This window comes from Paenibacillus sp. M2, from assembly GCF_046713495.1.
GTDB lineage: Bacteria > Bacillota > Bacilli > Paenibacillales > Paenibacillaceae > Paenibacillus > Paenibacillus amylolyticus_B.
On record NZ_CP169648.1, the window covers coordinates 4,521,957 to 4,547,634 of the forward strand.

Consider the following 25,678-nt stretch of genomic DNA (forward strand, 5'->3'; position numbering starts at 1 on the left):
TTGGCCCAACCTACTGGCTTATTGGTATATACGAATATGTGCACATTGACTCCTTCGATAATTTCGACAGGATTATTTGTTTTGAATGTAACTTTGAGTACATAACTGAGTATATCACATCGTATATACATTTTCGAAGGCGAAAATATGAATAAATTATTAATTTTAACTATTTAAATCATTTTCATAACTCACTAAAAATAGATTTTTGTAACTAGATATAGACAAATTGAATCGTTATGATCTATATCTACCCTTGATTGAAGCAGCTAAAGGTATTATGAAATTGATTTATTTAAATCAAAAATATTTACAGGCAACACAAAGAACCGGTTCAGTCGGATATCCGTCTGCCGGTTCTTTCATTTCTCTAATTCTCTAGTTATGTCACTCTATTTGTACTAGCTGTTCGGTAGTGTGTAGACCAGGTCCACCTGTTCTCCATTGCTAAAACGATAAAAGCGATAGTGGTTATGCGTACCGTCTTTATAATACACTTGCCACACATATATTCCATTCACAACTCCGGGCATGATTCGTTTAATCTCGCCGGCAGGAACTTCAGAACTGAAGCGATTGCGGATCTGCGCTTCGGACATGCCATTCTGCAGCAGCTCACTGTGTACAGCGTTTGCACCCTTAGCCGGTTGATTGTTTGCATCGAATTTAACCCAGACCATAACATCCTGGTTATCCTTATTTTTGCCGATCAGGGTCCAGTAGATGTTGTCAGAGCCTTCTTTGTCTCCCCAGATGTACTTGCGCAATTCATCATAGGATGTAATGCCCAGTTGCTTCTGTGCTGCCTGTATAGCGAGAGCTTCTTCCTTACGCTGGTCCTGCGTGACATAGACGTAATAACGCTGAAGTCCAAACAGAATCAGAACCAGTGCAAGCAGCGAAATCCATATCCACTTCTTTTTTTTCTTCAAAAGCCGAACTTCCTTTCCCTATGATGCTCTGTCCTGCAATTAACGAGCAAGCAGACCATCAAATGCCAATTGAGACTCACGCAAAATGCGTTCTTCATCCAGCGTCAGACATTCGCCGTGTTTGACCACTTGTTTTCCATCCACCCATACGTGCTCAACATCTTTGGCAGAAGCCGAGTAGATTGTATGTGAGATCAGGTCTGTATGTGGATAGAAATGTGCCTGTTCAATGTCAAGAGCGATAAAATCAGCCTTCATGCCGACCTCAAGTGCTCCGGTATTGTTCATGAAAATGGACTTGGCACCGTATGACGTTCCGAGGAGTAACGCTTCGCCTGCTGGCACAGCCGTCGGGTCACCAGATACACCTTTGTGGATCAATGCAGCCAGTCTCATTTCCTCGAACATATCCAGGTTGTTGTTGCTTGCCGGTCCGTCTGTTCCGAGTGAAACGGTAACTCCTGCTTTCAGTAATGCTGGTACCCGCGCAACACCGGAAGCAAGTTTCAGGTTACTTCCCGGGTTATGGGATACAGCCACATCATGACGGGCCAGAATCTCAATCTCTTCGTCATTCAGATGCACCGCATGTGCAACCAGGGATGGACGTGAGAAAAAGCCCAGTTTCTCCAGATGTGCCACAGGACGCAGTCCATAATCAGCCACGTTCTGCTCCACTTCACGAAGCGTTTCAGACATATGTGTATGGAGAGGAAGGTTCAGGTCGTTCGCGACCTGCACAAGCTTCTCTATGTAGTCAGGAGGGCATGTATATGGGGCGTGTGGCGAGATTACAGTTGTAATGCGACCATCTGCCTGTCCATTCCACTCACGTGCAAACGCTGCCGACTCCTCCAGTTTCCGCAGTTGCTCTTCTTCCGAGCACAGCCCGATTACACCACGTGCCAGTGCTGCTCTAACACCGGATTGCTCCACAACTTTGGCAACTTGATCCATGTGATCGTACATGTCCAGGAAAGCTGTAGTTCCGCCTTTCAACATTTCAAGCACCGATAGCGAAGTTCCCCAATATACGTCTTGTGAAGTCATTTTCGCTTCCATCGGCCACATTTTTTCCTGCAACCATACTTGCAACGCAAGATCATCTCCGTGCCCTCTGAGCAACGACATTGCTGCATGACCATGCGTATTGATCAGACCCGGCAGGAAGAACAGTCCTTTTCCATCCACTTTGGTACAATTTTTGTCTCCATCCGGCAATGTCTCACCAATATGCACAATCTTGTCATCCTCGACAACCATGTATCCTTGAACCACGTTCCATGTTGTGCCGCCTTCATTAACGGCAAATTTGCCGTTGTGAATTACCCATCTATTTGTTGTCATCTTCCTCGTCGTCCTTTCCAGTCTCCAAGTAATAGGCCAAACTAAGCAGATCCGTTGTAAAGTCAGCATGGTGAATGCGGATATGCGGCGGTGTTTTTAGAATGGTTGGTGCAAAATTAAGAATCGCTTCGATTCCGGATTCAATAAGCTGATCGGCTACATTTTGGGCTTCCGTATCCGGAACCGTGATAATTCCGATGCGGATGTTTTCTGTTTTAACCGCTTCCGTCAATTCATTCATTGGTTTTACCGTCAAACTGTTAATCTGACTACCAATCTTCGGTCCATATGCATCAAATACAGCAACAATCTTCATGTTGTCTTTCAGATATGTGTTGTAGTTGGACAAGGCTTGACCGAGATTACCCGCTCCTACCAGAGCTACATTAATTTGCTGATCGATTTTGAGAATGTGACGAATTTTCTCGATCAAATAGGATACATCATACCCGATCCCTTTACGACCAAAATCACCGAAGTAAGCCAGGTCTTTACGAATTTGGGCCGGATTCAGATCCAGCCTCTGTCCAAGCTCTTGAGAAGAAACAGTAGCCACCTCACGCTGATGCAACTCGTTCAAATAACGCAAGTATACAGGCAGACGTCGTACCACCGCTTCCGAAATTTTATCCGATTTCATTCTTGCTCCCCCTTACCAAGGCCACGATAAAATAATAGATGAAAAGATGAGCATTCTGTATAAACTCAAAGATAAACATGACATTTTATACAGAATGCTCCTTGTAATTTAGGTTATAAGTTCTTACGTGCAACTGCTTTAATCGGATACGGAAATATCTAATAAAGTTTAACGCCAAACGATAGTCTCATGCAATGATATAACGAACAAAACAACCATTATTCTTGTTCATTAACAGGTTTTTCCAACCACTCGGTAATTCGTGGAACCATTTGCTCCGTGAGCATATGCTCCATTTTGGGACCAGGTAATGAATATAAAAAGAATTTACCATAGTACGCTTCAATCACCCGTGTATCATAAACAATGACAATTCCTCTGTCCTTCGCTGTACGCACCAACCGGCCAAATCCCTGCTTGAAACGAATGACCGCTTGCGGCACGGACAGTTTCATGAACGGATTTTTCTTCTGTTCCTGAAGCAACTCACTCTTGGCTTCCACCAACGGATGATTCGGTGGCTGGAAAGGCAGTCGCACAATAGCGAGACAGGTTAGCGCCTCTCCCGGGATATCTACACCCTCCCAGAAGCTGCTTGTACCCAGAAGTACCGTAGCTTTGGCATCTTGGAACCTGCGAGTCAGCTTAGAGCGGCTTCCACTGTCAACGCCTTGCCCAAGCAACGAGATGTCGTTACCAGATAGCGCCTCCTTCAGCGGATCATAGACCTGTCGCAACATCTTGTATGAAGTAAACAGAACCATCATGCGTCCACGCGTGGCAATTGCCGTCTCTGCAAGTGATTGCACCAGCATATTGACAAAGTGCGCATCACCCACACTGCCCTTCACACTCGGGAAATCACGCGGAATCACCAGAAGTGCCTGATCGCGATAGTTGAAAGGTGATGGCAGCATCGACGTTAACAACCGATTATTCTCGGAAGCTTCCTGCAAGCCAAGCTGTTCAATCATGAACTGGAATGACTTATCTACCGAAAGCGTAGCCGATGTAAGCACAACACTTTTCTTTTTATCAAAAAATAAATCCTTAAGTTGTGCACTGACATCTACAGGTACAGCATACAGCTGGAGAGATTTGCTGCGGAATTGACCGCTGGCTTCCATCCAGTACACCGTTTTGGCATCATCCATACGCATGAAGAAACGCAGATTCTCCTTCAATGTGGTCAGATCTTTCAGCAATCCTGTAATGTCCGTAATCAGACTATCCGATTGATAATCATCCTGATCCTCTTTCACTTCAAGCAGCAATTTGTCCCCTTTGCGAACCAAATCGCCCAGAGTCACATAGATCTGGTTCTCCAGACCCTGCAACTCCTGCCATTTTGCAGGTTTCTGAGAAGCTTTCAGACGCAGGGAAAATTGCCCCGTCTCTCCCGGTGAAGCATCACTTCGTTCAGGCAACAGACCGAACAAGGCATCACTCATACGATCCCACAGATCCTTAACTTCAAGAGCGAGCGGGAACATCTGATCCACCATGGAGCCCCATTGCACCGAATTTTCATGCCCGGATAACTGCGAACGAAGCATAGGCAGCTGTCCATTACGACTGTCTTTAAACAGGCGGGTCAGTGTATGAACCAAGGTGAAATATTTCATATGCATTCCAAGATGTTTACCAGCTACATCCTCCAGATGATGTGCTTCATCGATCACAAGACTCTCATAGGCTGGCAGCAGCTGATGCGCGGCTTTCACATCCGTAAATAATTTGGAGTGATTGGTGATTACAATATCAGACAACCCGGCCTCATGTTTGGCACGATGGTAGAAACATTTGCGGAACCATGGACATGATCTTCCCAGACAAGACTCAGATTCGCTCTGTACCGTCTCCCAGAAGTCCCCTCCGCGTCCGCTAAGGTTAAGTTCCTCATCATCTCCGGTTTCGGTCTGCGTAAGCCAGACAATCATCTGAGCAGCTGTGAAATAATCCTCTTTAGGTGTGGCGAATTCACGTTTATTGATTTTGTGTTCAAATTTGCGCAGGCACAGGTAATGTCCACGTCCTTTGAATACAGCAGCCTTAAACGGGAACGGAACCACTTGAGTCAGCATCGGAATGTCCCGCTCTCTCAATTGCTCCTGCAGGTTGATTGTATGCGTGCTGACCATAACTTTCTGTTCTTGCTTCACACTTTCGTAAATAGCAGGCAAGAGATAACCCAGAGATTTACCAGTGCCTGTTCCTGCTTCGATCAAGAGATGTTTCTCTTCATCCAGGGCTTGCCTTACACTGCTGAACATCTGAGTCTGCGCTTCACGCTCTTCATAATGATCCAGCGTATCCTTCAGGTTCTCCCGAACCTGGTCCATAAACTGTTCGAAGCTTACACCATCGAGGGGGTTAGCCTCCCGCTCATCGCGTGGTGCACCTATATCAGTCCAATCACTTACATTAAGAGCAAGCTGACGATAATAGGTATGTCCGTCCAGATCCTGAATCGGCTCTGCTTCCTTCTCACTGCGCATTCCGTCCAAAAACCAACCCAAGTCACTGTCTTCTGGTGCAAACAGATCACTGAGGCGCTGAATCGTTATGAGCGGTAATTCCTTTAACTCATCCAGACATTTGAGCAGCACATAGGCTGTCGCCAGTGCATCACTGTCTGCCTGGTGAGGGCGATCATGTTGAAATCCAAATTCGGAAGACACATAACCAAGTTGATAAGAACCCAGTGATGGGAATGTAATCTTCAGAAAATCAATCGTGTCCAGAATGCGGCCAGTGAACGGCAAATACCCGCAACGGTCAAGAGCATTCTGCAAAAAGTGAAAATCAAAAGCGACGTTGTGTCCAACAAGCACCACATCATTAAGCAGCGGAACCATCTCCATCATCATCTCTTCGAGTGAAGGAGCGTCCGCCACATCTTCATCGGTAATACCCGTCAACCCCGAAATAAACGGGGGAATCGGTACACCAGGGTTCACATAAGAACTATATATTTGAGTTATGCTGTAGTCATGATCTATGATGGCAAGTCCGGCCTGTATAATCTCACCGTCGGACTGCGTGCCGGTTGTTTCGAAATCCAATACGGCAAATTTCATTGCAATGTACGGTCCCTTCCATTCCAGTCTATGTTACAGCATAGCAAAAAAAAGGGGATTTGAAAATTAACTGACAAAAAAGCGGTGTCCCCGCCGCTATGCCAAAGGAGGGAACACCGTTTTTTGTCGCCGAATTCCCGCTTAATGAAGGGTCGTCAGCTGATTAGCATATTGCAATTTTCCCCTGTTCAACCTGCAAGCTTCCATGTTGTACAGTGGTTCGGTCAATGTCGGGTCATACTGAAGGGCCTGTGCAAAGAGTGAGCATGCAGCTTCGGGATTCGCAAGCTTGGCTTGAATACAGCCCAGGGCGTTACATACAAGCCCTTTTAATCGAGGAGAACCCTTAAGGTACATGATCTGCTGCAAATGTGTCCCGGCTTCCGCCATTTGTTCCAGATTCAGATACGCGAGCGCCAGGTAAAAACGTGTCAATGCACTCTCCGGATGGTCGGTCACAACCCGGGAGAACTGCATGATCGCCTGCGGATACATCTGTAATTTGAAATAGCCCTGACCTCGACTGAAACATTCCAGATGGAGTTCAGGCAGAGCAGTAACAGCTTCCTGTTCCGGTTCAAGGGAAGTAGGCTTATCCATCTCCCGCTCCCTCACCTGGCTCATCTTTTCTTCAAACATCAGCCATTCATCCAGCATTCCGTCACTCATCCGCTTAAGCAAATTCCACTTTTGCAGCAATTCCTGTTTGTTTAGGCCTTCAGCGGAAGGATAGCTCTTGATAATTTCATCTAACATGTCGTTCATTTCTGCGAAAACATGCTGGAACATCGATGCATCCCCACCCTTGAAAAAATGGATTAGTGCAGTGACCTGTACTCATTTTTTGCTTCAAGGGCCGATTTCATTCTCCTTACCAGTCGATTACATAATTGTTGCGTGGACTTCCTGTTTCATTGTTTGTACAGGTTTATTCTGTCCATCTACAAACACAACGGTGGGTTTGTGAGTATTTGCCTCTTCTTGCGACATCATGGCGTAAGAAATGATAATGACGTTATCTCCAGGCTGCACCAGACGTGCAGCTGCGCCGTTAAGACATATGACCCCGCTTCCGCGTGGTCCTGGAATCACATAAGTTTCCAGACGTGCACCATTGTTGTTGTTCACGATTTGCACTTTTTCGTTTTCCATCAAGTCGGATGTTTCCATCAAATCTTCATCTATGGTAATGCTACCCACATAGTTCAAGTTGGCTTCCGTTACCGTAGCCCGGTGAATTTTGGATTTCATCAGTGTTCTAAACATGGGACAGTACCTCCGATTTTTGCAACCTTATATTGTCAATCAATCTTGTTTTTCCGAATTTCACCGCAAGTGCAATGAGCAGATCATCACGTCCTTGAACTTCTTCCTGATCTGCGAGCGGCTCCAGGCTTGGAAAAGCCTGAATCTCGGCGTAGTCGATAACCGCAAGTGGTGAGGTTGCAATCTGCTCGTGCAGAATACGACGGATATCTGCGGCGTTTATAGCTGCACCTGTATCTGCGGCTTCCTGAGCTGCACGCAGTGCCTTCGACAGAACCAACGCCTGTGTACGCTGTTCAGCGCTAAGATAGACATTTCGTGAGCTGAGGGCAAGCCCATCCTCTTCGCGAACAATTGGACAGGGTACAATTTCTACAGACATATTCAAATCATTCACCATCTGTTGAATGACCGCAACCTGCTGAGCGTCTTTCATACCAAAAAATGCACGCTGTGGCTGTACGATGTTGAAGAGCTTGGAGACTACAGTTGTTACCCCATCAAAATGACCCGGACGGGAAGCACCACATAAGCGATCCGTCAGTTTTGAGACAGATACCGTCGTTTGCGTTGCCTGTGGATACATCTCTTCCACAGAGGGAATAAATACGATATCCACTCCTTGTGAGCGTGCTGTTTCCACATCTCTGGCTTCATCCCGCGGATAGCTGTCAAAATCTTCATTAGGGCCAAATTGAATCGGATTAACAAATATGCTTAATACCACGATATCGCTCTGTTGTCTGGCTGCCTGCATCAAGCTTGCATGACCTTGATGAAGATAACCCATTGTTGGTACCAGACCTACAACGGATGTATTGGACCTAATCGCTTGACGCTTCAAGCTTAGTTCCTGTCTTAACTCTGCGATTGTCCGTAATACTTTCATGAGTTACTCCCCACCTTTTCCTTGCGTTGTCCGCCGTACAGTTGATCCAAAACACCATCCGCAACATTGAATACATGCTCTTCGGCCGGGAACGAACGATCTTTCACTTCTTTCACGTAAGCTTCGATGCTGGTTCTGATTAATGTACCCACATCTCCATAGGTTTTGACAAAACGTTTGGGCGTATACGGAGAAGCGTATTGAACCACATCATGGAATACCAGTACCTGACCATCACAGCCTCGTCCTGCTCCAATTCCTATGGTAGGGATGGATAGTTCCTCCGAGATCGCCCGTGCAACTTCTTCCGTAACCAGTTCAAGCACAATACCGAACGCACCAGCAGCTTCCAAGGCCTTGGCTTCGTCCATCAGACGTTTCGCATCCGCTGCATCCTTGCCCTGAATGCGGTAACCACCAATCTGATTAACCGATTGAGGTGTCAGTCCGATATGTCCAAGAACCGGCACGCCTGCTTGCACGACTGCTCTGACGGTGTCCGCTATCTCAACTCCGCCTTCCATTTTAACCGCATGGGCATGCCCCTCTTGCATCAGTCGACGTACACCCTTAAGCGTCTCATCCACGCTGCCATGATACGTCATAAAAGGCATATCAGCCACAATAAATGTCTTCTCAGCACCGCGCACAACGGAACGTGTGTGGTACACCATGTCGTCGATGGTCACCGGAAGCGTCGAATTATAACCCAGTACTACATTGCCAAGTGAATCGCCGACCAGGATCAGATCGATACCTGCTTCCTCTGCTAGGAGTGCTGTTGGATAATCGTAAGCCGTGATCATGGTAAGCGGCACGCCATCCTGCTTATATTTTTTCATTTTCACAATATTCAATGCTTGTTTGTTCGCCATTTTCTCTCATGGCTCCTTTCTTCTTTTCAAATAAACGCAACAAAAAAACCTTTTAGTTTTCCACTAAAAAGTCCCGAAAAGTCAAAAAAGAGTCACTTGCGATCGTCCCTTCTGTCTCGGTCCTCTTCGGCTCAGAGCAGAATCCAACAACTCACTTAAACGTATTTCATTCTTGCACTGCGGTCTGCTTATATAAAACACATCAAAGCAGAGCAAAGGTTACTGTAACGGGAGTGCAATTCGGTCTGCATTAGCCGATATCGCCTCACGAACACAGTATACCAAAGTTCTGCTCAAACTTCACGTCTTATGTTCATTTTACCAGTGAAAATTCGACAAATTGTTTATGATTTCCAGGAAATCTCACCAGAGATGATTAGTGTATGTTCTCCATCGTGCTTCTCCACGATAAGTGCTCCAGAAGGGTCAAGACCGATTGCCTTCCCTTCAATGACACCATGAGGATTCGTCACTGTAATCTCTCGATTCATCGATACGGACAGGGCCTCCCATAGGGCTGAGATTACGCCAAATCCTTCTTTTTGATACAAAAAATATAACTGTTCAAGCTCCGTCAGAATGGCAGCCGTTAGTTTGGTGCGATCTACGGATTGCCCCGTCTCCATCTTGAGTGAAGTAGCTATAGTTGTCAGATCTCCCGGATAATCCTCGGGATCAAAATTCACGTCAACACCTATACCTGCAATACAGTATCTGACTTCATGATCTTCCACCGTGGATTCAAGCAATATGCCACATACCTTGCGTCCATCAATCAACAGATCATTTGGCCATTTGATGCCTGCATCAGCTCCTGAACAAGCTCGAACGGCACGACATACAGCCACACCTGTTAATAAAGTTAGCTGCGGCGTGTGCTGAAGTGGTAGATCAGGGCGTAACAGAACACTCATCCAGACTCCTTTACCCGGAGGAGAGAACCACTGTCGACCGAAACGTCCTCTTCCTCCTGTTTGTTCTTCCGCAATGACCACAGCACCTTCTGCCTGCCCTTGCTCAGCTAGCTTGAGAACATCCCCTTGCGTAGACAGGGTCGAGGCCAACAAAACAGCCTTACGGCCAAATACGGTTGTATCCAGTGCCAATTGGAGGCCAGTAGCATCAATGCTATCCGGCTTCGTTACCAGACGGTATCCTTTGCGGGATACAGCTTCAAACTCATACCCCATGTCTCGCAACTTGTTCACATGTTTCCACACAGCGGTCCGACTGATGGACAGATTACGGCTAATCTCTTCACCCGATACGAATCGTCCTTCTGCATTTAATAACATATGTAACAGATCTTCATGTTTGGTCATCTTGAACCACCCGCTTCACTTCTGCACTTAGTGCTTCATGCTGATTCGCTATCGTTCCAATCGCTGTTTCTCGTAACAAATGTTTCATCAGTTGCCCCAGCCAAGGCCCGCCTTTGCGCTGCACCATTTGTAACACTTGTTCCCCTGTGATATCCAGCTCTTTCAAGTCATGCACAGAAATCGATTGACTCCATTCGGCTGCAAGCTCTTGAACCAAAACAACCTGCATTTCTGCCTGTTCGGATTGATTCCGCCATCCTGCTGGCAGTGTAGACTGTATTCTAAGCCAATCATCCGCCGCCTGAACACCACAAGCCAGAACAGTAACAATCCAATCGGAACGGAGACTGACCGTATCCTTCTGCTCCTGAACGGAAGTATGAATCAACTGCTCCACCTGAAGGACCCCTGTTATTCGAGAACGATGTTCATTGGAGAATGTCCACTGACGTAATAATACATCTGCTTCATCCTTGCTATAACCGCCAGCAATCAGGATGAGTGACCAACGGAGCAACACATGCTGACCTGACAATTGTTCCAGATTGGATAACAACATCTTGTTGAATCGGGCCGAGCTTATCGGCGCTTTGATATGCGCAAGCGCATTACTTCTGTATAACAGTTCCAACCCTCTTAATGGATGCGGTCCCGACATCATTTTTACCATCTCGGTCCGTACCCGTTCCATCGCTATATGTTGAAGCAGGTCCTTCTGCCTTACAAGACCCTTCCACGTATTATGAGCAATTTTGAAATCGAATACCGATGCAAACCGGACACAGCGGAGCATCCGCAGTGCATCTTCACCAAATCGTTCCATCGCAGAACCTACACATCTGACTCGCTCTTCCTTGATATCTGTCTGTCCACCGAACGGGTCAACGATTGTCCCAGTGACGTCCATGGCAAGAGCGTTCATCGTGAAGTCACGCCGCTGTAAATCTTCCTTGATATCCTGAACAAATTGAACTGCAGCAGGTCTGCGGTTATCCTGATATTCGGACTCTGTTCGAAATGTGGTCACTTCAAAGTAATAACCGCCTGAACGAACGGTAACCGTACCGTGCTGCAAACCTGTAGGAATACAATCGTCAAACCGTTCCATGACTTGCTGAGGAGAAGCAGATGTCGTGATATCCATATCGTCTACAACTCGTTCCAGCAATTCGTCACGAACGCAACCACCTACCCAATATGCCTTGTAGCCATGTTTGTTTAATGTTGTGAGTACATTCTCACTTTGCCTTGCCATTTCACGATCAACCTGTGTCCATTGAACCACCACATATCACCTCTTCTCTTGCCTGTTGTGGTATCCACAGTATGATTTCGTCTAAGAAATGATTAACCGCAAATCGGCTTCAGATTCGGAACTTCCCTTCCCAACACCCGGTAATATATCTGTTCATATTCATGCCGAATAGCATCATTGCAAAAGTCGTGATGCGCGCGCTGAAGACATGCTTCCCTGAACTCAGCAGCCAAACGATCGTCCGTCAATAAACGGATGGTGTTCTCGGCCATGGATTGTGTATCCCCAATCGCGGATAAGAATCCCGTCTTACCATGTAAGACCAGTTCCGGAATTCCTCCGGCCTGTGAACCGATCGTGGGTACGCCACAAGCCATTGCTTCGAGCGCCACAAGTCCGAAACTTTCCTTCTCCGATGGAAGCATCAACACGTCAGCCATGGAAATGACCTGAGCAATGTCATCCTGTTTGCCAAGGAAATGAACTTTATCATTCAAGCCGAGATCATTAATCTTCCATTGCATCTTCGGCAAATCAGGTCCTTCACCAACAAATAACAGTTTGGCAGGAACCTGCTCCTGCACCTGACGGAAGACCTCTACCACATCCTGAGTTCTCTTCACCGGTCGGAAATTGGAGATGTGCATTAATATTTTTTCGTCGGGCGCAGCAAAGTCTCTTCGCAGACTCGCAGCATCCCGCGGATAATATATTCGTTTGTCAATAAAATTATAGGTTAGATCGATTGGGCGCTGAATATCCAGCAATTCGACCGTTTCCCGAATCAAATCTTGTGATACGGCAGTAACCGCGTCACTTTCATTAATGGCCAGACGGATCAGATCCTTCAGAGATTCATCCTGAGCCAGAACCGTAATATCCGTTCCATGTAACGTGGTAACCACTTTAAGGCCGTCCCCTACCATTTGTTTCGCAAGAAAGGCACATACTGCGTGTGGAACGGCGTAATGAACATGCAGCAGATCCAGCTGCTGTGACTTAGCCACCTGAGCCATCTTTGTTGCCAGTGAAAGGTCATACGGAGGGTAACGGAAAACATAATAATCATTTACTTCAACTTCGTGATAAAAAATATTTTTCTGGAACGTACCCAGTCTGAACGGGATACTGTTGGCAATAAAATGAACCTGATGCCCCTGTTCGGCAAGTAATTTGCCCAGCTCCGTTGCGACAACGCCAGACCCGCCGAGGGACGGATAACAGGTGATGCCGATTTTTAGCTTTTTATCCATCCTGTGGACGCTCCTTTGATCTCCCGCTTCATGCAGGTTGATATCTTGCAATGGAATAATGAAACCCTTCGTTTCATTAAACGTAAAATGTAAAATCGTTTATTGGGCACCCGAGCCAAATTGATGAACCACGTAAGGTGTAATTGTAGCAAAACCTTCTGCAAACGGGATGAGACTACGCTGTCCGAGCAAGGAATCACGGGCTCTTACACGTTCAATATACCCTTGATTCAATGGCGTTGAGACCGCTCCGTCTCCCAGTTCGAATTGGGAACGATAAGAGAGCAATGAAGCTTCTTTATGCTCATAGTGTTCCGTAATATCGACAATCAAATCCGTAGGCCCGATGTCATTAATAAAGTAAAAATAAAGTTCCTTCACCTGCACGGCAGGCATGTCCGGCATGTAGTTGCGAAGCTTGGCGTTAAATACAGCCTCCTGCACAAGCTTACTGCAATTGACATGATCCGGATGACGATCTTCCCAATACGGAGCAAACACCATCCGAGGGGCATGACGTCGTATCTCAGCCGTCACCGCCTGTACATGTTCAGGCGTAAGATATAAGCCACGATCAGGAAGCCCCAGATTCGTTCGACACGAAAGACCGAGGACGCGGGAGGCTTGCTCCGCTTCCTCGGTTCTGCGCTCTACTGTTCCGTTGGAAGACATCTCAGCACGAGTCAGATCACACACGCCTACTTTCAAGCCGGCAGCGGTATGTTTGGCAATCGTTCCACCCATACCAATCTCCGCATCGTCTGCATGTGCTCCAAAGATGAGAATATCCAGACTCATTCGGAATCACCTGAATTCAATCCAGCCTCCGGCTTGTACTTATGTACCAGCTCTCTCCAGGCAAAATCACCACGATCCAGAGCCTTAACCAGAATCTCAGCGGTTGCGATATTCGTGGCAAGGGGAATTCCCTGCACATCACAAAGACGTAACAACGCATTGATATCCGGCTCGTGAGGTTGTGCCATCAGTGGATCTCGCAGGAAAATAATCAGATCCATCTCATTTTGCGCAACCAAAGCTCCAATCTGCTGATCTCCGCCCAGTGGGCCTGATTCGAATCGATGAATCTTCAGAGATGTTCCTTCCATAATACGAAGGCCTGTTGTTCCTGTAGAATATAATTGATGGTCCGTAAAAACAGGCTCATATGCCGTCACGAAGTTAACCATCTCTTCTTTTTTACGATCATGGGCGATAAATGCTATTTTCAACATGACAATCTCCTTTAGTCGATAAAGTGGTCAAATCCGTAGATCATTCCTGTATACTCCATAACCTTTTGCACACCAATCTTAACACCAGGCATATAACCTGCGCGCTCGTAGGAGTCATGCCGAATTTTGAGTGACTGTCCATAGTCTCCGAAAACAACTTCCTGCTGCGCGAATACGCCAGGCAATCGTACACTGTGAATTCGGAAGCCATTGTAATACCCGCCCCGTGATCCTTCAATCGTTTCTTCCTCATTTGGATTACCTTGACGAAGTTCTTCCCGATTGGCAGCAATCAGTTCCGCTGTTTTGATCGCAGTTCCGGAAGGAGCATCCAGCTTCTGATCCCCGTGATATTCGATAATCTCCACATTTGGCATATGTTTGGCAGCCTGTGCTGCGAATCGCATCATCAAAATGGCACCAATCGAGAAGTTAGGGGCAATAAGCCCTCCAATTCCTTTGTCCTGGCACTGCTTGTCCAACTGTTCGATCTGCTCCGGCGTGAAGCCGGTAACACCCATGACAGGTCTGACTCCATGACGGATCGCGATCTCAGTATGTGCAAACGCAAATTGTGGTACTGTAAAATCAACCATAACCTGCGGTTTTGTTTCGGCAAAAGCCATTTCGATATCATCAGTCACCAGCACCCCACACTCTGGCAAACCAACAAGGGTTCCTGCATCCGTGCCTGCTCCGGAGCGGTTGACAGCCGCTGCAAGCTCCAATTCCGGGTCCTGAAGTACCAATTTCACAACTTCACGGCCCATACGGCCAGCCGCTCCGATCACGGCAACTCTGATTACTTCACTCATATTGACTGCATCTCCTCGCTATGTTGGATCATATCGTTGAATCCATTTCTACTCAAAAGAAATCTTTGCAAAATGAATTCTTATTGAATGGATTTCATACGTTGCTTGATTTCCTGTAACATCTGATGCAGTTGCCCATTCTGCGGATCCATCAAAATCGCCTCACGCAGCGCCTGAATTGCATATTCAAATTCATTCAAATCACTGTAAGCCAGCGCAAGCATAACATGAGCTTCCACTGAGAGCGGATCAAGTTGGACCGCTTCTTGCAGAAGCGTAGACGCTTCCACATAGCGCTCCTGTGTTGCAGTACCCGCCTGCTCCAACAGCAACTTCGCTCTGGAGGTCAATTGTTTTGCTTCCAACGTCTGCAGATGCAAAATATACTCTTCTGTTCCTGGCGACAATTCAACCGACTTGCGTGCATATTCAAGCGCCGGAACCAGATGTTTGCTGCGGGCGTGTGTAATGGAACAGCGATAATATAACTCCGCATGTTTTGGATAAGCGTGAATGGCTGACTCGAACCAACGAATCGCCTGCTCAAAATCATTTTGTAATATACAGCGATAAGCCTGCTGCATATATTCTTCCGGTTTCATCATTAAGCTGACCCTCCCCGATCGGGTGATGGTACAGCATATGTAATCTACGCCTAATCGGTGTTTTTGGGAGTCCACCGATTGGCATCGCGGGTGTTAAATTTATGCATGACTTTATCGTGCGCCTCAGCCAGATCAATTCCCAGTGAGTTCGCAAAACAAATCGTGATAAATAAAATATCTCCAAGCTCAAGTTCAATGGAATTGGCTGCTTCGGAAGATTTCTTCGGCTTCTCGCCAAACTCATGATTCACTTCTCTGGCGAGCTCCCCAACCTCTTCAGACATCCGGGCCAACATGGCCAGAGGACTGAAATACCCCTCCTTGAACTGGGAGATATACTGATCAACCTCACGCTGCATTTCTGCAATGCTTTTCTCCATGAGAACGGATTCTCCTTTTGAAATGATGTCGTATTTGTTCCTAATAATATCAGTTATTTAGATTCACTTCCACCATCATCATCTACAAATCATTTTTAAAGAATCAATAAACAGGTATACTAGATGGGAATGATTGCTTCTTCATTCTAATTTATCTACAGCGAGGGATCTTATGAGCACTGCCAAAACCTGGATTCAAGTTAAACTTGTTCTTCCCATCGTGCTGGGTACAGCCTTATATGCCTTTGGGCTCCTCTATTTTATTATCCCCAATCAGCTTATGGAAGGCGGCCTTACCGGGGTTACGGTGCTGATCAATTACGCTTTTGGCATCTCACCTTCACTTACAACCCTGATTTTGAATGTTCCCCTCTTTCTGATCGGGCTTAAAATTTTGGGCGGCAGACAGATGATCTATACGGGTATCGGAATCGGGGCACTGACCGTTTTTCTATGGTTGTTTGAGAAGTTGATTCATCTGGGCTGGATTGAACCATTACATACCGAGAATGACCTCCTGCTCGCAGCCCTATATGCAGGTGTCACCCTCGGAGCTGGTCTTGGCATTGTATTCCGTTGGGGCGGAACGACGGGGGGGTCAGACATCATTGCCCGTATTCTCAACCGCAAGTATGGATGGAGTATGGGCCGAGTATTACTGGGCATCGACTTCGTCATTATCGGGCTCTCTCTCATCTACATCCCCAAAGAAAAAATTTTGTATACGCTTGTAGCTGTATTCATTGCCTCTAAAGTCATCGACTTTATTCAGGAAGGTGCATATTCTGCCCGGGCATTTATGATCATTAGTGACCATGCACCCGAGATTGCGGACCAGATCACACGGGATATGGATCGTGGCGTCACCCTCATTCCAGCCATTGGTGCATACTCTAAACAGGCCAAACACATGGCCTACTGTGTAATCTCCAGGCAAGAGTTCAGGCGTCTGCAGACCATTGTACGTTCCATTGACCCCAGAGCTTTTGTCATCATCAGCGATGTTCACGATGTACATGGCGAAGGATTCAAAGAAAGCTGATATAACACAGAAACTACAAGAAAACCTCTTTTTACATGAAGAGCCGTTAGCGTGGCTGTTCATGTAAAAAGAGGTCTTTTTTATATACCACTTATAGACCAGGATCAAGTTCATATCTGATTAGCGCCGAAAAGGAAAAATCCCCTGCTGCTGCGCACGATATTTTCGATATCCGGCGTAACTTAACGTCGCCACAATGACCGAACTAATGAGCAGCCCGGCTGCCCTGCGATCAGGGCCTTGTACAAAAGGTACAAACGCGCTCTCGTCCTTCTCGCGACCAAACAACTGGTTCACCAGTTCCTCCCCATGGCCAACCATGCTCTTTAATTGAGCCAGATCAGGTTGCTTGGCAGCGATAAGCCCTTTGGTATGAGATAACCAGGCGTCCATCTGAGCAATCTCATACGGTTCACGGCGAATCAGTGCGGCAGGACGAATCGTCTCATAATGCTCCTCCAGAACGGTGTAACGGTTTGCCAGTACGGCCGCAGTTTGCCCTTGATTTGTAGCAGCGGATAAAGCGTCCAGATCGTTTTTCACGATTTTATAATACTGAAGCCATAAAGGCTTGGTTGGATTCGCGAGACTATCTGCTGCAAGTCTGAGTTTGGCAGAGGACTGCTGAAGAGAAGCATCGTCATTTTTCACCTTCACAACGGCTTGTTTCACTTCAACAATGGTTTCGGACAAGGCGTGAATGCCCTCAACTGTTGTTTGTCCCTCAAAAGAGATATGCTCCAGACTTTTACTGATACGCAGAATGCTGCCTCGCACTTCTTCAATATTATTCTCAAGCGCCTGTCGATACAATATGGCTGCTTCCTCATTCAGTTGTGCAATTGAATTGCTTGTGGACACTTGCTGATCTGAATTCAAATTCAATGCTTCACTTTGCGCGGATACACGATATGCTAAGTTCGTCCAAAGCAACAGAGCCATGAACGATACCACCAGTAAGCCAGTTTTGATCCCAAACGTTCTCTTCATGGACATCCCTCCCACCACCAATGTATGGCGGGGGACAGTTCATTAGAACAAGCTCAAGATCGGATATTAGGTTCGTTTCGCTTGTCTTAAAGCCAGCCACGCGCACAGAATGCTCACCAGTGTCAGTCCGAATGTGAAATTACGTACACCATCTACATGATCATAGAGGGAACCGGGTAACCAAGGGTAAATATCATATGTATAATCCATCGTATCATTCAATAGTGTCCAGAGACCTGCAACGACAAGGGAAGCCCAGCGGAAGCCGAAAAAGCGTACATATATCAGAGCTTCAATCGCCATTGCACTATGCGAAGCAATCAACATCCAGTCTTGCCAGTGCTGTGTGCCGCCTTGCATCCAGCCAGCGAAAATAATGGATACGGCCCACACGCCATATTTCACAGATGTGACCACAGCAAGCGCCTGAATCACATGTCCGATCCGTTTGATAACAATGGACCGTGGTGGGTACAATATCCATAGCAACGCTAAAGTAAAAAACAAACTCGCTGTTGGACTATCTGGCACAAATACGATCTGCCACACCGGCTGCTCAGCCAGCGTCAATTTCATTTGCTCTCCGTACCAGATGTATCCGTATACCGTTCCTACCGCATTACACCAAAATAATAGCCACAGGAAATAACGATTGGTCAGAAATTCCCTACTCCAGAAATACGATAAAGCCACATTCCCTGCCCCTTCCTTGATCATATATTGCGCACGATACAGTGCTGTCCAAAAAAACACTTCAAAAAAAACCTGACCGCATAAACGATCAGGTTTCATTGGTTATTTCGATTTTACTGTTCTGCTTTCTGTTTCGCAAGCCATTCGGTCAGATGAGTAATCTCTTCATCCGTTACACCTTGAGCAATCGCTTGATCGTACATCGCAGGCATCTCGTTATAACCTTCTTTGATAATAGTCAGAATCTCTTCCTGACTGTGCTTGTCACCCACACCCCGAAGTGAAGGTCCACTTGCGCCCTTCATATCAGCCGCATGGCAGCCAATACAACCGGCCTTCTTGTACGTTTCCATTGCAGGATCATCCTGCTCCACGATCGCAACTTCCTCTTGCTGTCCGGGTGCGTTGGAAACTGGTGGGAGCCCCTGTTCACGCCTCTCCAGTGCTTCTTCTTCACGTTGAATATGCTCAGGCTTCTGTCCACTTGCTTCCAACTCATGCTCGTAATGTGTCCACGCTACATTCGTCAGATAGAATACAGAAATGACCGACAAAATCATCAGTGATGAAGCAATGGGGCGTTTATAGAAACGCCTCTCCTTACCTGTGTCCAGGAATGGTGCCAGCAGCAAAGCTCCAAAAGCGACTCCGCTGACTCCCAGTACCCCGAGCAGAACGTAATCGCCCGATGCGTATGGATACTTCAAGTACTGATACAGAAAAAGGAAGTACCAGTCCGGCATGGGTATAACGGATGCGCTTGGATTGGCCGGATACCCCAAAGGTGCAGGTTCTGAGATCGTTAGTACCAGAATCCCCACCAATACAACGACACCAACCATCCATTCTTTCAGCAGGAAGTTGGGAATAAAGGCTTCTGATTTGCCGGGATACGCCGTGTAATCAGGCGGGGTAATAAATCCCGCCCCTTTACGGACCCGTGAATCACCGACAAAGATAACCTTTTCCTCATCATCCTTCTTATGTCCGTGAGCCATTGCGATTCCTCCCTTCTCAGTTTATAGTGGTCCCGAAATGCCCTGTCTGCGGATCATGATAAAGTGTCCGACCAGAAGCACCAGAAGCACAGCGGGGAGGAAGAATACGTGCAGGGCAAAGAATCGGGTTAGTGTCTGTGCACCAACAATCGTACCGCCTTGCAGGAATTCTTTAATAATCGGTCCCAGCCAAGGAACCGTATTGGCAATCTCCAGTGTTACTTTTGTTGCAAAATAGGCTTTGTTATCCCATGGCAACAAGTACCCTGTCAGCCCCAGGCCCAACATGACGAAAAAGATCAGCATGCCGACAACCCAGTTCATTTCACGCGGTGCCTTGTAAGAGCCTGTAAAGAACACACGCATCGTATGTAAGAACATCATTACGATAACCAGACTGGCTCCCCAGTGGTGCATGCCGCGAACAATTTGGCCGAAGGCTACTTTGGTCTGCAGATACTCCACACTTGCGTAGGCATTGATAATATCAGGTACGTAATACATGGTCAGGAACATGCCTGACAAAATCTGAATAACAGTAATAAAGAACGTCAATCCACCAAAGCAGTACACGAATGCGGAAAAGTGATGAGCCGGATTTACATGCTCTGGAACTTCATGATCCGCAACGTCCCGCCAGATTGGCGTGATGTCGAGACGCTCGTCAATCCAGTCATAGACATTTTTAAACATCTGCGTTCACGCCTCCTAATTCACTCGGGTGTTCGGAACAATGTCGCCCAGATATACCCAACCCTGCTCTTCCTTGACTACGTACTCATCCAGCGGTTTGGGGGCTACGGCAAGATTCTTCCCTTCCTTGTCATAGTGCGCGCCATGGCAGGGGCAATGATACTCGTCAGGGTACTGCTTGTCACTATTCCAGCCTACTGTACATCCCAGATGTTTACAGATAGGTGAGAGTGCATAAATTTTACCCTGCTCGTCTTTGCGAATCCACGCCACTAACGATGCATTACTCAGATACCAACCATCCTGTTGTTTAAGTTCAAAGGTGAATTCTTGAGGCTCATTCGTAATTTTGCTGATTTCAGCTACTTTGACAGAGGTGCCTTCTCCCTTATGTTGCAAAATCGGGTCCACCGCAAAACGGACCATAGGAAGGATTGCACCGGCGGCCATGTAGGCTGTAGCTCCACCAAGCGTGTACGTCAAGAACTGCCTGCGTGACATCTCCATGCGGCTTGGCAATTTCAATGAAGCTTCGTGGTCATGCTCACTGCTCATACTGTCTCCAACCCCCTTTTTCAGCCAACTCTCTCAAACGTTTTCATTTTCATAAATTCCACGACTTACTAGAACATACATAATCATATAGTAGCCCTAGAACACCGTCAAGAATTTGTCACACATTTTTAAGGTTCAATTGTAAGCGTTATTAAAAAATTGTTGTAAAATTGTCACATTTGTCGCTAAAAACTATTTTTTCCACAACTCTCGTATCTTTTCCCCTACAAATCTCGCAATCCCTTCTTCTCCAACCTCATGAGTTAAGACGGACCGACTCAAAACCAGATCAGCAGCTGGAATGTCCATGCCATCCAAATGACCATCTGATGTCATAATAACCACATATTTGAATCCTGAAGATTTAAGCTGTGCGGACAAGGAATTTAATGTCATTGACAATTCCGAATTGGCATAATGAAAGGCTGGATAAGTTATGATTCTCCCTTTGAAAGGAATTTCGACCATGTCCAGAAAATCTCTCAGCCGCTCCAATGCCTCGGTAGCTTCAACTGGCGACTGCTCACCGCTAAGAGCTGTGTATGGAATAAGGCATGTATCCAGATAGAGTTGCAGTTCAGCCCAGCTGTCTTGAGTCATCTCACTGAATTTCAATTCCCTATATCCCCTCTCTATCCATTTTATTCCCATATTATATATGACCATATCTTATAAATCCAGACATTCATTTCAGAGTTACACATATCAAAAAAGGAAATACGCCTCTGCGCATTCCCTTTTATCTCAGAAAGGAACTATTTTTGGCTATCAGTTTATGGTCCTCAGTTCATCCGTCAGACTCCGGAAAGCTACTTCGTCTCCGGTAGCTAACGCTTTATCGATTTCCAAATAGAGCTTCTCGCTGCGCTGTTTGCGAAGCGCTTCGTCCCAAACCATCTCAGCTGCCAGCCCCAACATGACTTCATACGTAACTTTCATTTTATCCAATAGGATGCACCTCCAAAACGGATTTAAGAGCTCCTATATTCTTTTCCTTTGGTAACATAACCCAGTGAAGTTCTGGACATCCGCTCCAGATCGGCATCAGTCAGCTCACGTATCACTTTGGCAGGTGTCCCCAAAGCAAGAGTATAGGGCGGAATTTTACTATTCTCAGTAACAACAGAACCGGCTCCAATCAGCGTATATTCGCCAATATCGGCTCCATTCAGCAGAATGGCGCCCATGCCGATTAATGATCCTGTTCCAATAGAACAACCATGAATGATCGCTGTATGTCCTACTGAGACATCATCTCCCACAATCAAAGGTTGATCAGTATTGACATGCCCGACAACGTTATCTTGAATATTACAGCGCTTTCCAATGATAATAGGAGCCAAATCAGCCCGCAGGACTGCATTGAACCAGACGGAAGACTCTTCTCCCATTCTCAAATCACCGATCAGTTTTGCACCTTCAGCCATATATACTGAAGGGTGTAACTGAGGTTGTAGACCTTTGTATGGAATTATCATTATTATCACTCCTTAATTTGGGAGTGATTTTAGCAACTTGTCCTTCACTTGTCAAACATAATAGGCGTAATGTCTCCTGAGATGGAGCGACAGGATGCAGCAAGACGTGTGCCCCAGGCTGTCATTTGTATCGTCCGGCCTTCCTCATGTTCCCCAATACGGACCATGCCAAGATGCAACATCATTTTAACAATTCTGTTATCATAAATGGCCTCGGCCGTATCATAGTAAAACGGCTGAATGAACGGACCGATCTGACGAAACAGTGACTCGGCGGTTGACCATTCCTGGGCACATTCGCCTGTCCAATACACAATAGAGGACAGATTGGGAATAGCACCTTTATACAATCTTAACCAAAACCTAAATAGCTGTATCATTTCGGCTGTTTTCTCAGCTGCCAGCTTGTCTTCTCCAGCTGGTGATAACTTCAGCGTGCCTTGCTCCTCACGAACCAGCCGATGGTGAAATGCATAGTCGTAGAGAAGTGCGAAACGGTCCGGGTAATCCTTGAAGGAACGGCCATATCCGAATCTCCATCCACCTTTGCCCACCAATTCCTCACTAATGTGAAGATGCTCCATAATCTGCTGTTGAGAGCGACGGTACATCATGCCTTCGGCGTTAAGGGCAATTTCGTGCTGCTGGACATACTGCAGGAACAACTTGAGATCATCCGCTAAGAGATGATATTCATCCCGATACATGGGTGGTTCCGTTGTTTTGGTAATCCCTGCTCGCAGATGTGTGGATAACACATCCCTGAATCTTAATTTCAGATCCTGGGGTACCTGATACAAATACCTGGTCTGCTGCGTTGTCCCATTGAACAACCATCCACTCTTATTAAAGCGAACGATGAGATCACGTGGACTCGCGCCAGCCTCACTCTCCTTTTTGTCCATCGATTGACGGGCTATGGCAATGAGTTCTTCCATACCATAATACTGGCGAGGATCAAACAACAAGTTGTTCAAAAAGCGCTGATCTGCTTGATTCAGTTGACGTACCTGCTGCTCAAAAAAGGGTCTGCTGCCCAATGTAGTGAGAATACTCTGGATGAGTTCATGTTTGGAATTGGGCTTGCATTCACATTGGTAATAGTCTGCTATTCGATTAAGCTGGCCAATATCGGCAAAAGTAAGCATATCCGCTAGATTCATGGGTCCATCGCCTCGCCCGTTAACTACTTCGACTGTTAATTCGGAGCCTGAAATAGTTTGGTTTTGTAAACATCGTTGACGGAATTCCCATAATCTAAACCTCTTTTTGGAAATCTTTTATGTTTTAAACCATACTATGCCCCGAGTTGGTCAATCAGAAGAAAAATGAGAGGTTTGAAATCATATAAAGTCTTTATTTCCCCATAAAACGCAAAAAAACAACCCAAGTTGGATTACTTAGGTTGTTTCGCTGTGTCCAAAGACAGATGTCGTGTGCAATTATACAACAGCGGACTCCAGTCATCACGTTCCTTTTCCAGGATCGTCAGTGACAGGTTTCCAATCCGTTCTGTATACCGATCTTTAAACAAGGCTGTTAACAGGTTGGCTAAGAAAGCTCCGTGAGTGACAATGAGTACGTTTTGGTCCGGATAGGCAGACCATAGATCTTCCAGAAACGCCAGTGCACGAATCTGGATATCCGCTATCTGCTCCTGTCCCAAGTCCAATGTCTCCCAGGCTTGGCCCCAACGGGCAACCCGTTCTTCTGAAGTCAGACCTTCAATCTGACCAAAAGCCCTTTCTTTCAACCGTGCGTCCGGCTCAAGCAAAGGTACATTCAACAGCTTGGAGATAATCTCCCCTGTTTCCTGTGCCCGCGATAATCCACTTGTGATGATATAGTCCCATTGGTATTCTTCCTTCAGCAGACGTCTTCCCAGGCGCTCTGCCTGTTCACGACCTTCTCCATTCAGAGGAATATCCGTCTGACCCTGTATACGGCCCGCCGCATTCCAGTCTGTAAGACCGTGACGAATAAGCCCGATTCGCACTTACATCCCTCATTTCTCCACACGGCGAATGAAAGGTTATTACCTATGCACTCGCACCTTGTTTGCGTTTATTCGTTGTTCGATGCATACGTCCAAGAGAAAATAACGCCATTCCTATTGCAAGTAAAGAGAGTGCCATCCAATACTGCGGATAAGCGGGTCCCATGCTCACAACAAAAGGTTCTATGATACTTCCTCTGTCCGCTCCAGTCATGTTGTACTGATACATTCCAGAGGACGATGGTCCGCTTCCGGCAACCCCTGTCTCCAGGATACCCGTAGTAACAACTTTGGTTTGCTCAGCTTCTGATACGTCTGGCTTAAACATTGCCATATACAGAAAGCTGCATAAAAAAATAGCCAGGAACGCGGCAATCCACAAAGACATATGCTTGCGGATCACAGCAGAGAAACGATTAACCTTCACCTCTTCCGGCAGTAACCATGGAGACTCCGCGTAGATCCGGTCCATCACGTTACGGTTCACTCTCTCTGCTTGTTGTTCTGTCACTGGAACCGGAATGCTGTGCAGCAAGATCTGAGCTTCTTCCCAGACCTCAAACTGCTCGGAGCACTCTTCACAACCAGCGAGATGAGCATGAAATGCAATCCGCTGAGGATGAGTTTCCGGCAAGTCCCAGACCAGTGCAAACAGTTCCTGGGCTTCATTGCAATTCATCGGTTCTTCATCCCTTCATATGGCTCGTACACCGGTTCGAAGAAATAAGGTTCCAATTGAGTTTTTACGCTTGATCTTGCTCTGAATAATAGCGATTTCACAGAACTGACGCTCTGCCCAAGAATATTCGCAATCTCTTGGTAGTCTAGTTGATCATACTCACGGAGTATAATCGCAGAACGCTGCTTCTCCGGTAAATTGTTAATCGCATCCCTAACCAGCATCACCCGCTCGCTGCGTAGTACAGCATACTCCGGTGTATTCTCCGAAGGAGCAACGGGAACAATCCCGCTCTCTTCAAGTGGGACATTTCCGCTGCGCTGTTTGCGAAGCTCACTCAGTACCGTATTTCTCGCAATGGTATATAACCAGGTCGAGAATGAGGCATCCACCTCACGGAAAGAGTGCAGACTGCGGAACGCCTTATAGAAAGTCTCAGAACAGAGATCTTCCGCAAGCAGCTCCATATTGGAACTTTTCAACATATGATATACGAAAGCCAGTATTTTACGCTGATAACGACTCATCAGCTCGGAATATAACTCCAGGTTACCTTCCTTGATCTCTCGAATCAACTGGGAATCCGTCATTTGAGTGCGACCCCTCCTCGCCCATCCATGTGCTTCTCCCCGTTCGACTCTATCCATGTATTACCGAACA

Annotated in this window: 29 protein-coding genes; 1 reads left to right on the plus strand and 28 read right to left on the minus strand. The window is 46.5% G+C overall.

Features of this window, described 5'->3' with window-relative positions; translation table 11 throughout:
• Nucleotides 1-401: 401 nt before the first annotated feature.
• From ACETMN_RS20465 to ACETMN_RS20540, 16 genes are all read right to left on the minus strand, one after another.
• Nucleotides 402-932 carry a DUF5590 domain-containing protein gene (locus tag ACETMN_RS20465; protein WP_036607612.1) on the minus strand — a complete coding sequence of 177 codons (531 nt, stop codon included), beginning with the start codon at nucleotides 930-932 and terminating at the stop codon, nucleotides 402-404.
• Nucleotides 933-971: 39 nt separating this feature from the next.
• Nucleotides 972-2,279, minus strand: coding sequence for an amidohydrolase (locus ACETMN_RS20470; RefSeq protein WP_091017994.1), 1,308 nt, complete (start codon nucleotides 2,277-2,279; stop codon nucleotides 972-974).
• Nucleotides 2,266-2,919: a redox-sensing transcriptional repressor Rex gene (locus ACETMN_RS20475; RefSeq protein ID WP_411735048.1), complete on the minus strand. Its 654-nt coding sequence runs from the start codon at nucleotides 2,917-2,919 to the stop codon at nucleotides 2,266-2,268. The genes ACETMN_RS20470 and ACETMN_RS20475 overlap by 14 nt, the downstream gene beginning before the upstream one ends.
• 218 nt (nucleotides 2,920-3,137) lie before the next feature.
• Entirely contained in the window at nucleotides 3,138-5,999 is a 2,862-nt protein-coding gene (gene dinG, locus ACETMN_RS20480) for an ATP-dependent DNA helicase DinG (RefSeq protein WP_411735049.1), read from the minus strand.
• A 141-nt stretch (nucleotides 6,000-6,140) separates the two neighbouring features.
• Nucleotides 6,141-6,764 carry a tetratricopeptide repeat protein gene (locus tag ACETMN_RS20485; protein WP_307534868.1) on the minus strand — a complete coding sequence of 208 codons (624 nt, stop codon included), beginning with the start codon at nucleotides 6,762-6,764 and terminating at the stop codon, nucleotides 6,141-6,143.
• 117 nt (nucleotides 6,765-6,881) lie between these two features.
• Entirely contained in the window at nucleotides 6,882-7,265 is a 384-nt protein-coding gene (gene panD, locus ACETMN_RS20490; RefSeq protein ID WP_017687742.1) for an aspartate 1-decarboxylase, read from the minus strand.
• Complete coding sequence (panC, locus tag ACETMN_RS20495; protein WP_091018001.1) at nucleotides 7,258-8,154, minus strand: pantoate--beta-alanine ligase; 897 nt, start codon at nucleotides 8,152-8,154, stop codon at nucleotides 7,258-7,260. The genes panD and panC overlap by 8 nt, the downstream gene beginning before the upstream one ends.
• Nucleotides 8,151-9,029: a 3-methyl-2-oxobutanoate hydroxymethyltransferase gene (panB, locus tag ACETMN_RS20500; protein WP_105599385.1), complete on the minus strand. Its 879-nt coding sequence runs from the start codon at nucleotides 9,027-9,029 to the stop codon at nucleotides 8,151-8,153. Before panB ends, panC begins: the two co-directional genes overlap by 4 nt.
• A 344-nt stretch (nucleotides 9,030-9,373) precedes the next feature.
• Nucleotides 9,374-10,351, minus strand: coding sequence for a biotin--[acetyl-CoA-carboxylase] ligase (locus ACETMN_RS20505; RefSeq protein WP_105599387.1), 978 nt, complete (start codon nucleotides 10,349-10,351; stop codon nucleotides 9,374-9,376).
• Nucleotides 10,338-11,636 (minus strand): CCA tRNA nucleotidyltransferase, encoded by a 1,299-nt coding sequence (locus ACETMN_RS20510; RefSeq protein ID WP_223199728.1) that lies wholly within the window; start codon nucleotides 11,634-11,636, stop codon nucleotides 10,338-10,340. The genes ACETMN_RS20505 and ACETMN_RS20510 overlap by 14 nt, the downstream gene beginning before the upstream one ends.
• A 62-nt stretch (nucleotides 11,637-11,698) precedes the next feature.
• Nucleotides 11,699-12,859, minus strand: a complete 1,161-nt coding sequence (bshA, locus tag ACETMN_RS20515) for an N-acetyl-alpha-D-glucosaminyl L-malate synthase BshA (protein WP_091018005.1) — start codon at nucleotides 12,857-12,859, stop codon at nucleotides 11,699-11,701.
• 99 nt (nucleotides 12,860-12,958) lie between these two features.
• Nucleotides 12,959-13,657, minus strand: a complete 699-nt coding sequence (gene bshB1, locus ACETMN_RS20520; protein ID WP_105599388.1) for a bacillithiol biosynthesis deacetylase BshB1 — start codon at nucleotides 13,655-13,657, stop codon at nucleotides 12,959-12,961.
• A complete protein-coding gene (mgsA, locus tag ACETMN_RS20525; RefSeq protein WP_017687735.1) occupies nucleotides 13,654-14,094 on the minus strand; it encodes a methylglyoxal synthase in 441 nt (146 codons plus the stop codon). Before mgsA ends, bshB1 begins: the two co-directional genes overlap by 4 nt.
• Before the next feature lie 11 nt (nucleotides 14,095-14,105).
• Nucleotides 14,106-14,909 (minus strand): 4-hydroxy-tetrahydrodipicolinate reductase, encoded by an 804-nt coding sequence (dapB, locus tag ACETMN_RS20530; RefSeq protein WP_036607633.1) that lies wholly within the window; start codon nucleotides 14,907-14,909, stop codon nucleotides 14,106-14,108.
• 80 nt (nucleotides 14,910-14,989) lie between these two features.
• Nucleotides 14,990-15,514, minus strand: a complete 525-nt coding sequence (locus ACETMN_RS20535) for a tetratricopeptide repeat protein (RefSeq protein ID WP_105599390.1) — start codon at nucleotides 15,512-15,514, stop codon at nucleotides 14,990-14,992.
• Between the two features lie 50 nt (nucleotides 15,515-15,564).
• Nucleotides 15,565-15,894 carry a nucleotide pyrophosphohydrolase gene (locus tag ACETMN_RS20540; RefSeq protein WP_017687732.1) on the minus strand — a complete coding sequence of 110 codons (330 nt, stop codon included), beginning with the start codon at nucleotides 15,892-15,894 and terminating at the stop codon, nucleotides 15,565-15,567.
• A gap of 172 nt (nucleotides 15,895-16,066) precedes the next feature.
• Here ACETMN_RS20540 and ACETMN_RS20545 point away from each other — a divergent pair, with 172 nt between their 5' ends.
• Nucleotides 16,067-16,936, plus strand: a complete 870-nt coding sequence (locus ACETMN_RS20545) for a YitT family protein (RefSeq protein WP_036607636.1) — start codon at nucleotides 16,067-16,069, stop codon at nucleotides 16,934-16,936.
• Nucleotides 16,937-17,056: 120 nt separating this feature from the next.
• On the opposite strand, the gene ACETMN_RS20550 is transcribed toward ACETMN_RS20545, so the two are convergent.
• The 12 genes from ACETMN_RS20550 to ACETMN_RS20605 form a co-directional block, all read right to left on the minus strand.
• A complete protein-coding gene (locus ACETMN_RS20550; RefSeq protein ID WP_411735050.1) occupies nucleotides 17,057-17,926 on the minus strand; it encodes a sporulation protein YpjB in 870 nt (289 codons plus the stop codon).
• A gap of 66 nt (nucleotides 17,927-17,992) precedes the next feature.
• Nucleotides 17,993-18,619 carry a DUF1405 domain-containing protein gene (locus ACETMN_RS20555; RefSeq protein ID WP_210108601.1) on the minus strand — a complete coding sequence of 209 codons (627 nt, stop codon included), beginning with the start codon at nucleotides 18,617-18,619 and terminating at the stop codon, nucleotides 17,993-17,995.
• 113 nt (nucleotides 18,620-18,732) lie between these two features.
• Nucleotides 18,733-19,617, minus strand: a complete 885-nt coding sequence (locus tag ACETMN_RS20560; RefSeq protein WP_091018012.1) for a menaquinol-cytochrome c reductase cytochrome b/c subunit — start codon at nucleotides 19,615-19,617, stop codon at nucleotides 18,733-18,735.
• Between the two features lie 21 nt (nucleotides 19,618-19,638).
• Nucleotides 19,639-20,310, minus strand: coding sequence for a menaquinol-cytochrome c reductase cytochrome b subunit (gene qcrB, locus ACETMN_RS20565; RefSeq protein ID WP_017687726.1), 672 nt, complete (start codon nucleotides 20,308-20,310; stop codon nucleotides 19,639-19,641).
• 15 nt (nucleotides 20,311-20,325) lie between these two features.
• Nucleotides 20,326-20,865: a ubiquinol-cytochrome c reductase iron-sulfur subunit gene (locus tag ACETMN_RS20570; RefSeq protein WP_036607648.1), complete on the minus strand. Its 540-nt coding sequence runs from the start codon at nucleotides 20,863-20,865 to the stop codon at nucleotides 20,326-20,328.
• A 192-nt stretch (nucleotides 20,866-21,057) separates the two neighbouring features.
• On the minus strand, nucleotides 21,058-21,480 hold the full coding sequence (locus ACETMN_RS20575) for a DUF2487 family protein (protein ID WP_411735051.1): 423 nt from the start codon (nucleotides 21,478-21,480) through the stop codon (nucleotides 21,058-21,060).
• A 153-nt stretch (nucleotides 21,481-21,633) separates the two neighbouring features.
• Nucleotides 21,634-21,813 (minus strand): IDEAL domain-containing protein, encoded by a 180-nt coding sequence (locus tag ACETMN_RS20580; RefSeq protein ID WP_017687723.1) that lies wholly within the window; start codon nucleotides 21,811-21,813, stop codon nucleotides 21,634-21,636.
• 23 nt (nucleotides 21,814-21,836) lie between these two features.
• Entirely contained in the window at nucleotides 21,837-22,343 is a 507-nt protein-coding gene (locus ACETMN_RS20585; RefSeq protein WP_210108602.1) for a gamma carbonic anhydrase family protein, read from the minus strand.
• A gap of 44 nt (nucleotides 22,344-22,387) precedes the next feature.
• Complete coding sequence (locus tag ACETMN_RS20590) at nucleotides 22,388-23,506, minus strand: hypothetical protein (RefSeq protein ID WP_091018018.1); 1,119 nt, start codon at nucleotides 23,504-23,506, stop codon at nucleotides 22,388-22,390.
• 233 nt (nucleotides 23,507-23,739) lie between these two features.
• A complete protein-coding gene (locus ACETMN_RS20595; protein ID WP_105599398.1) occupies nucleotides 23,740-24,339 on the minus strand; it encodes a histidine phosphatase family protein in 600 nt (199 codons plus the stop codon).
• Nucleotides 24,340-24,382: 43 nt separating this feature from the next.
• Complete coding sequence (locus tag ACETMN_RS20600) at nucleotides 24,383-25,018, minus strand: anti-sigma factor family protein (protein ID WP_036607660.1); 636 nt, start codon at nucleotides 25,016-25,018, stop codon at nucleotides 24,383-24,385.
• Entirely contained in the window at nucleotides 25,015-25,608 is a 594-nt protein-coding gene (locus ACETMN_RS20605) for an RNA polymerase sigma factor (protein ID WP_036607662.1), read from the minus strand. Before ACETMN_RS20605 ends, ACETMN_RS20600 begins: the two co-directional genes overlap by 4 nt.
• Between the last annotated feature and the right edge of the window lie 70 nt (nucleotides 25,609-25,678).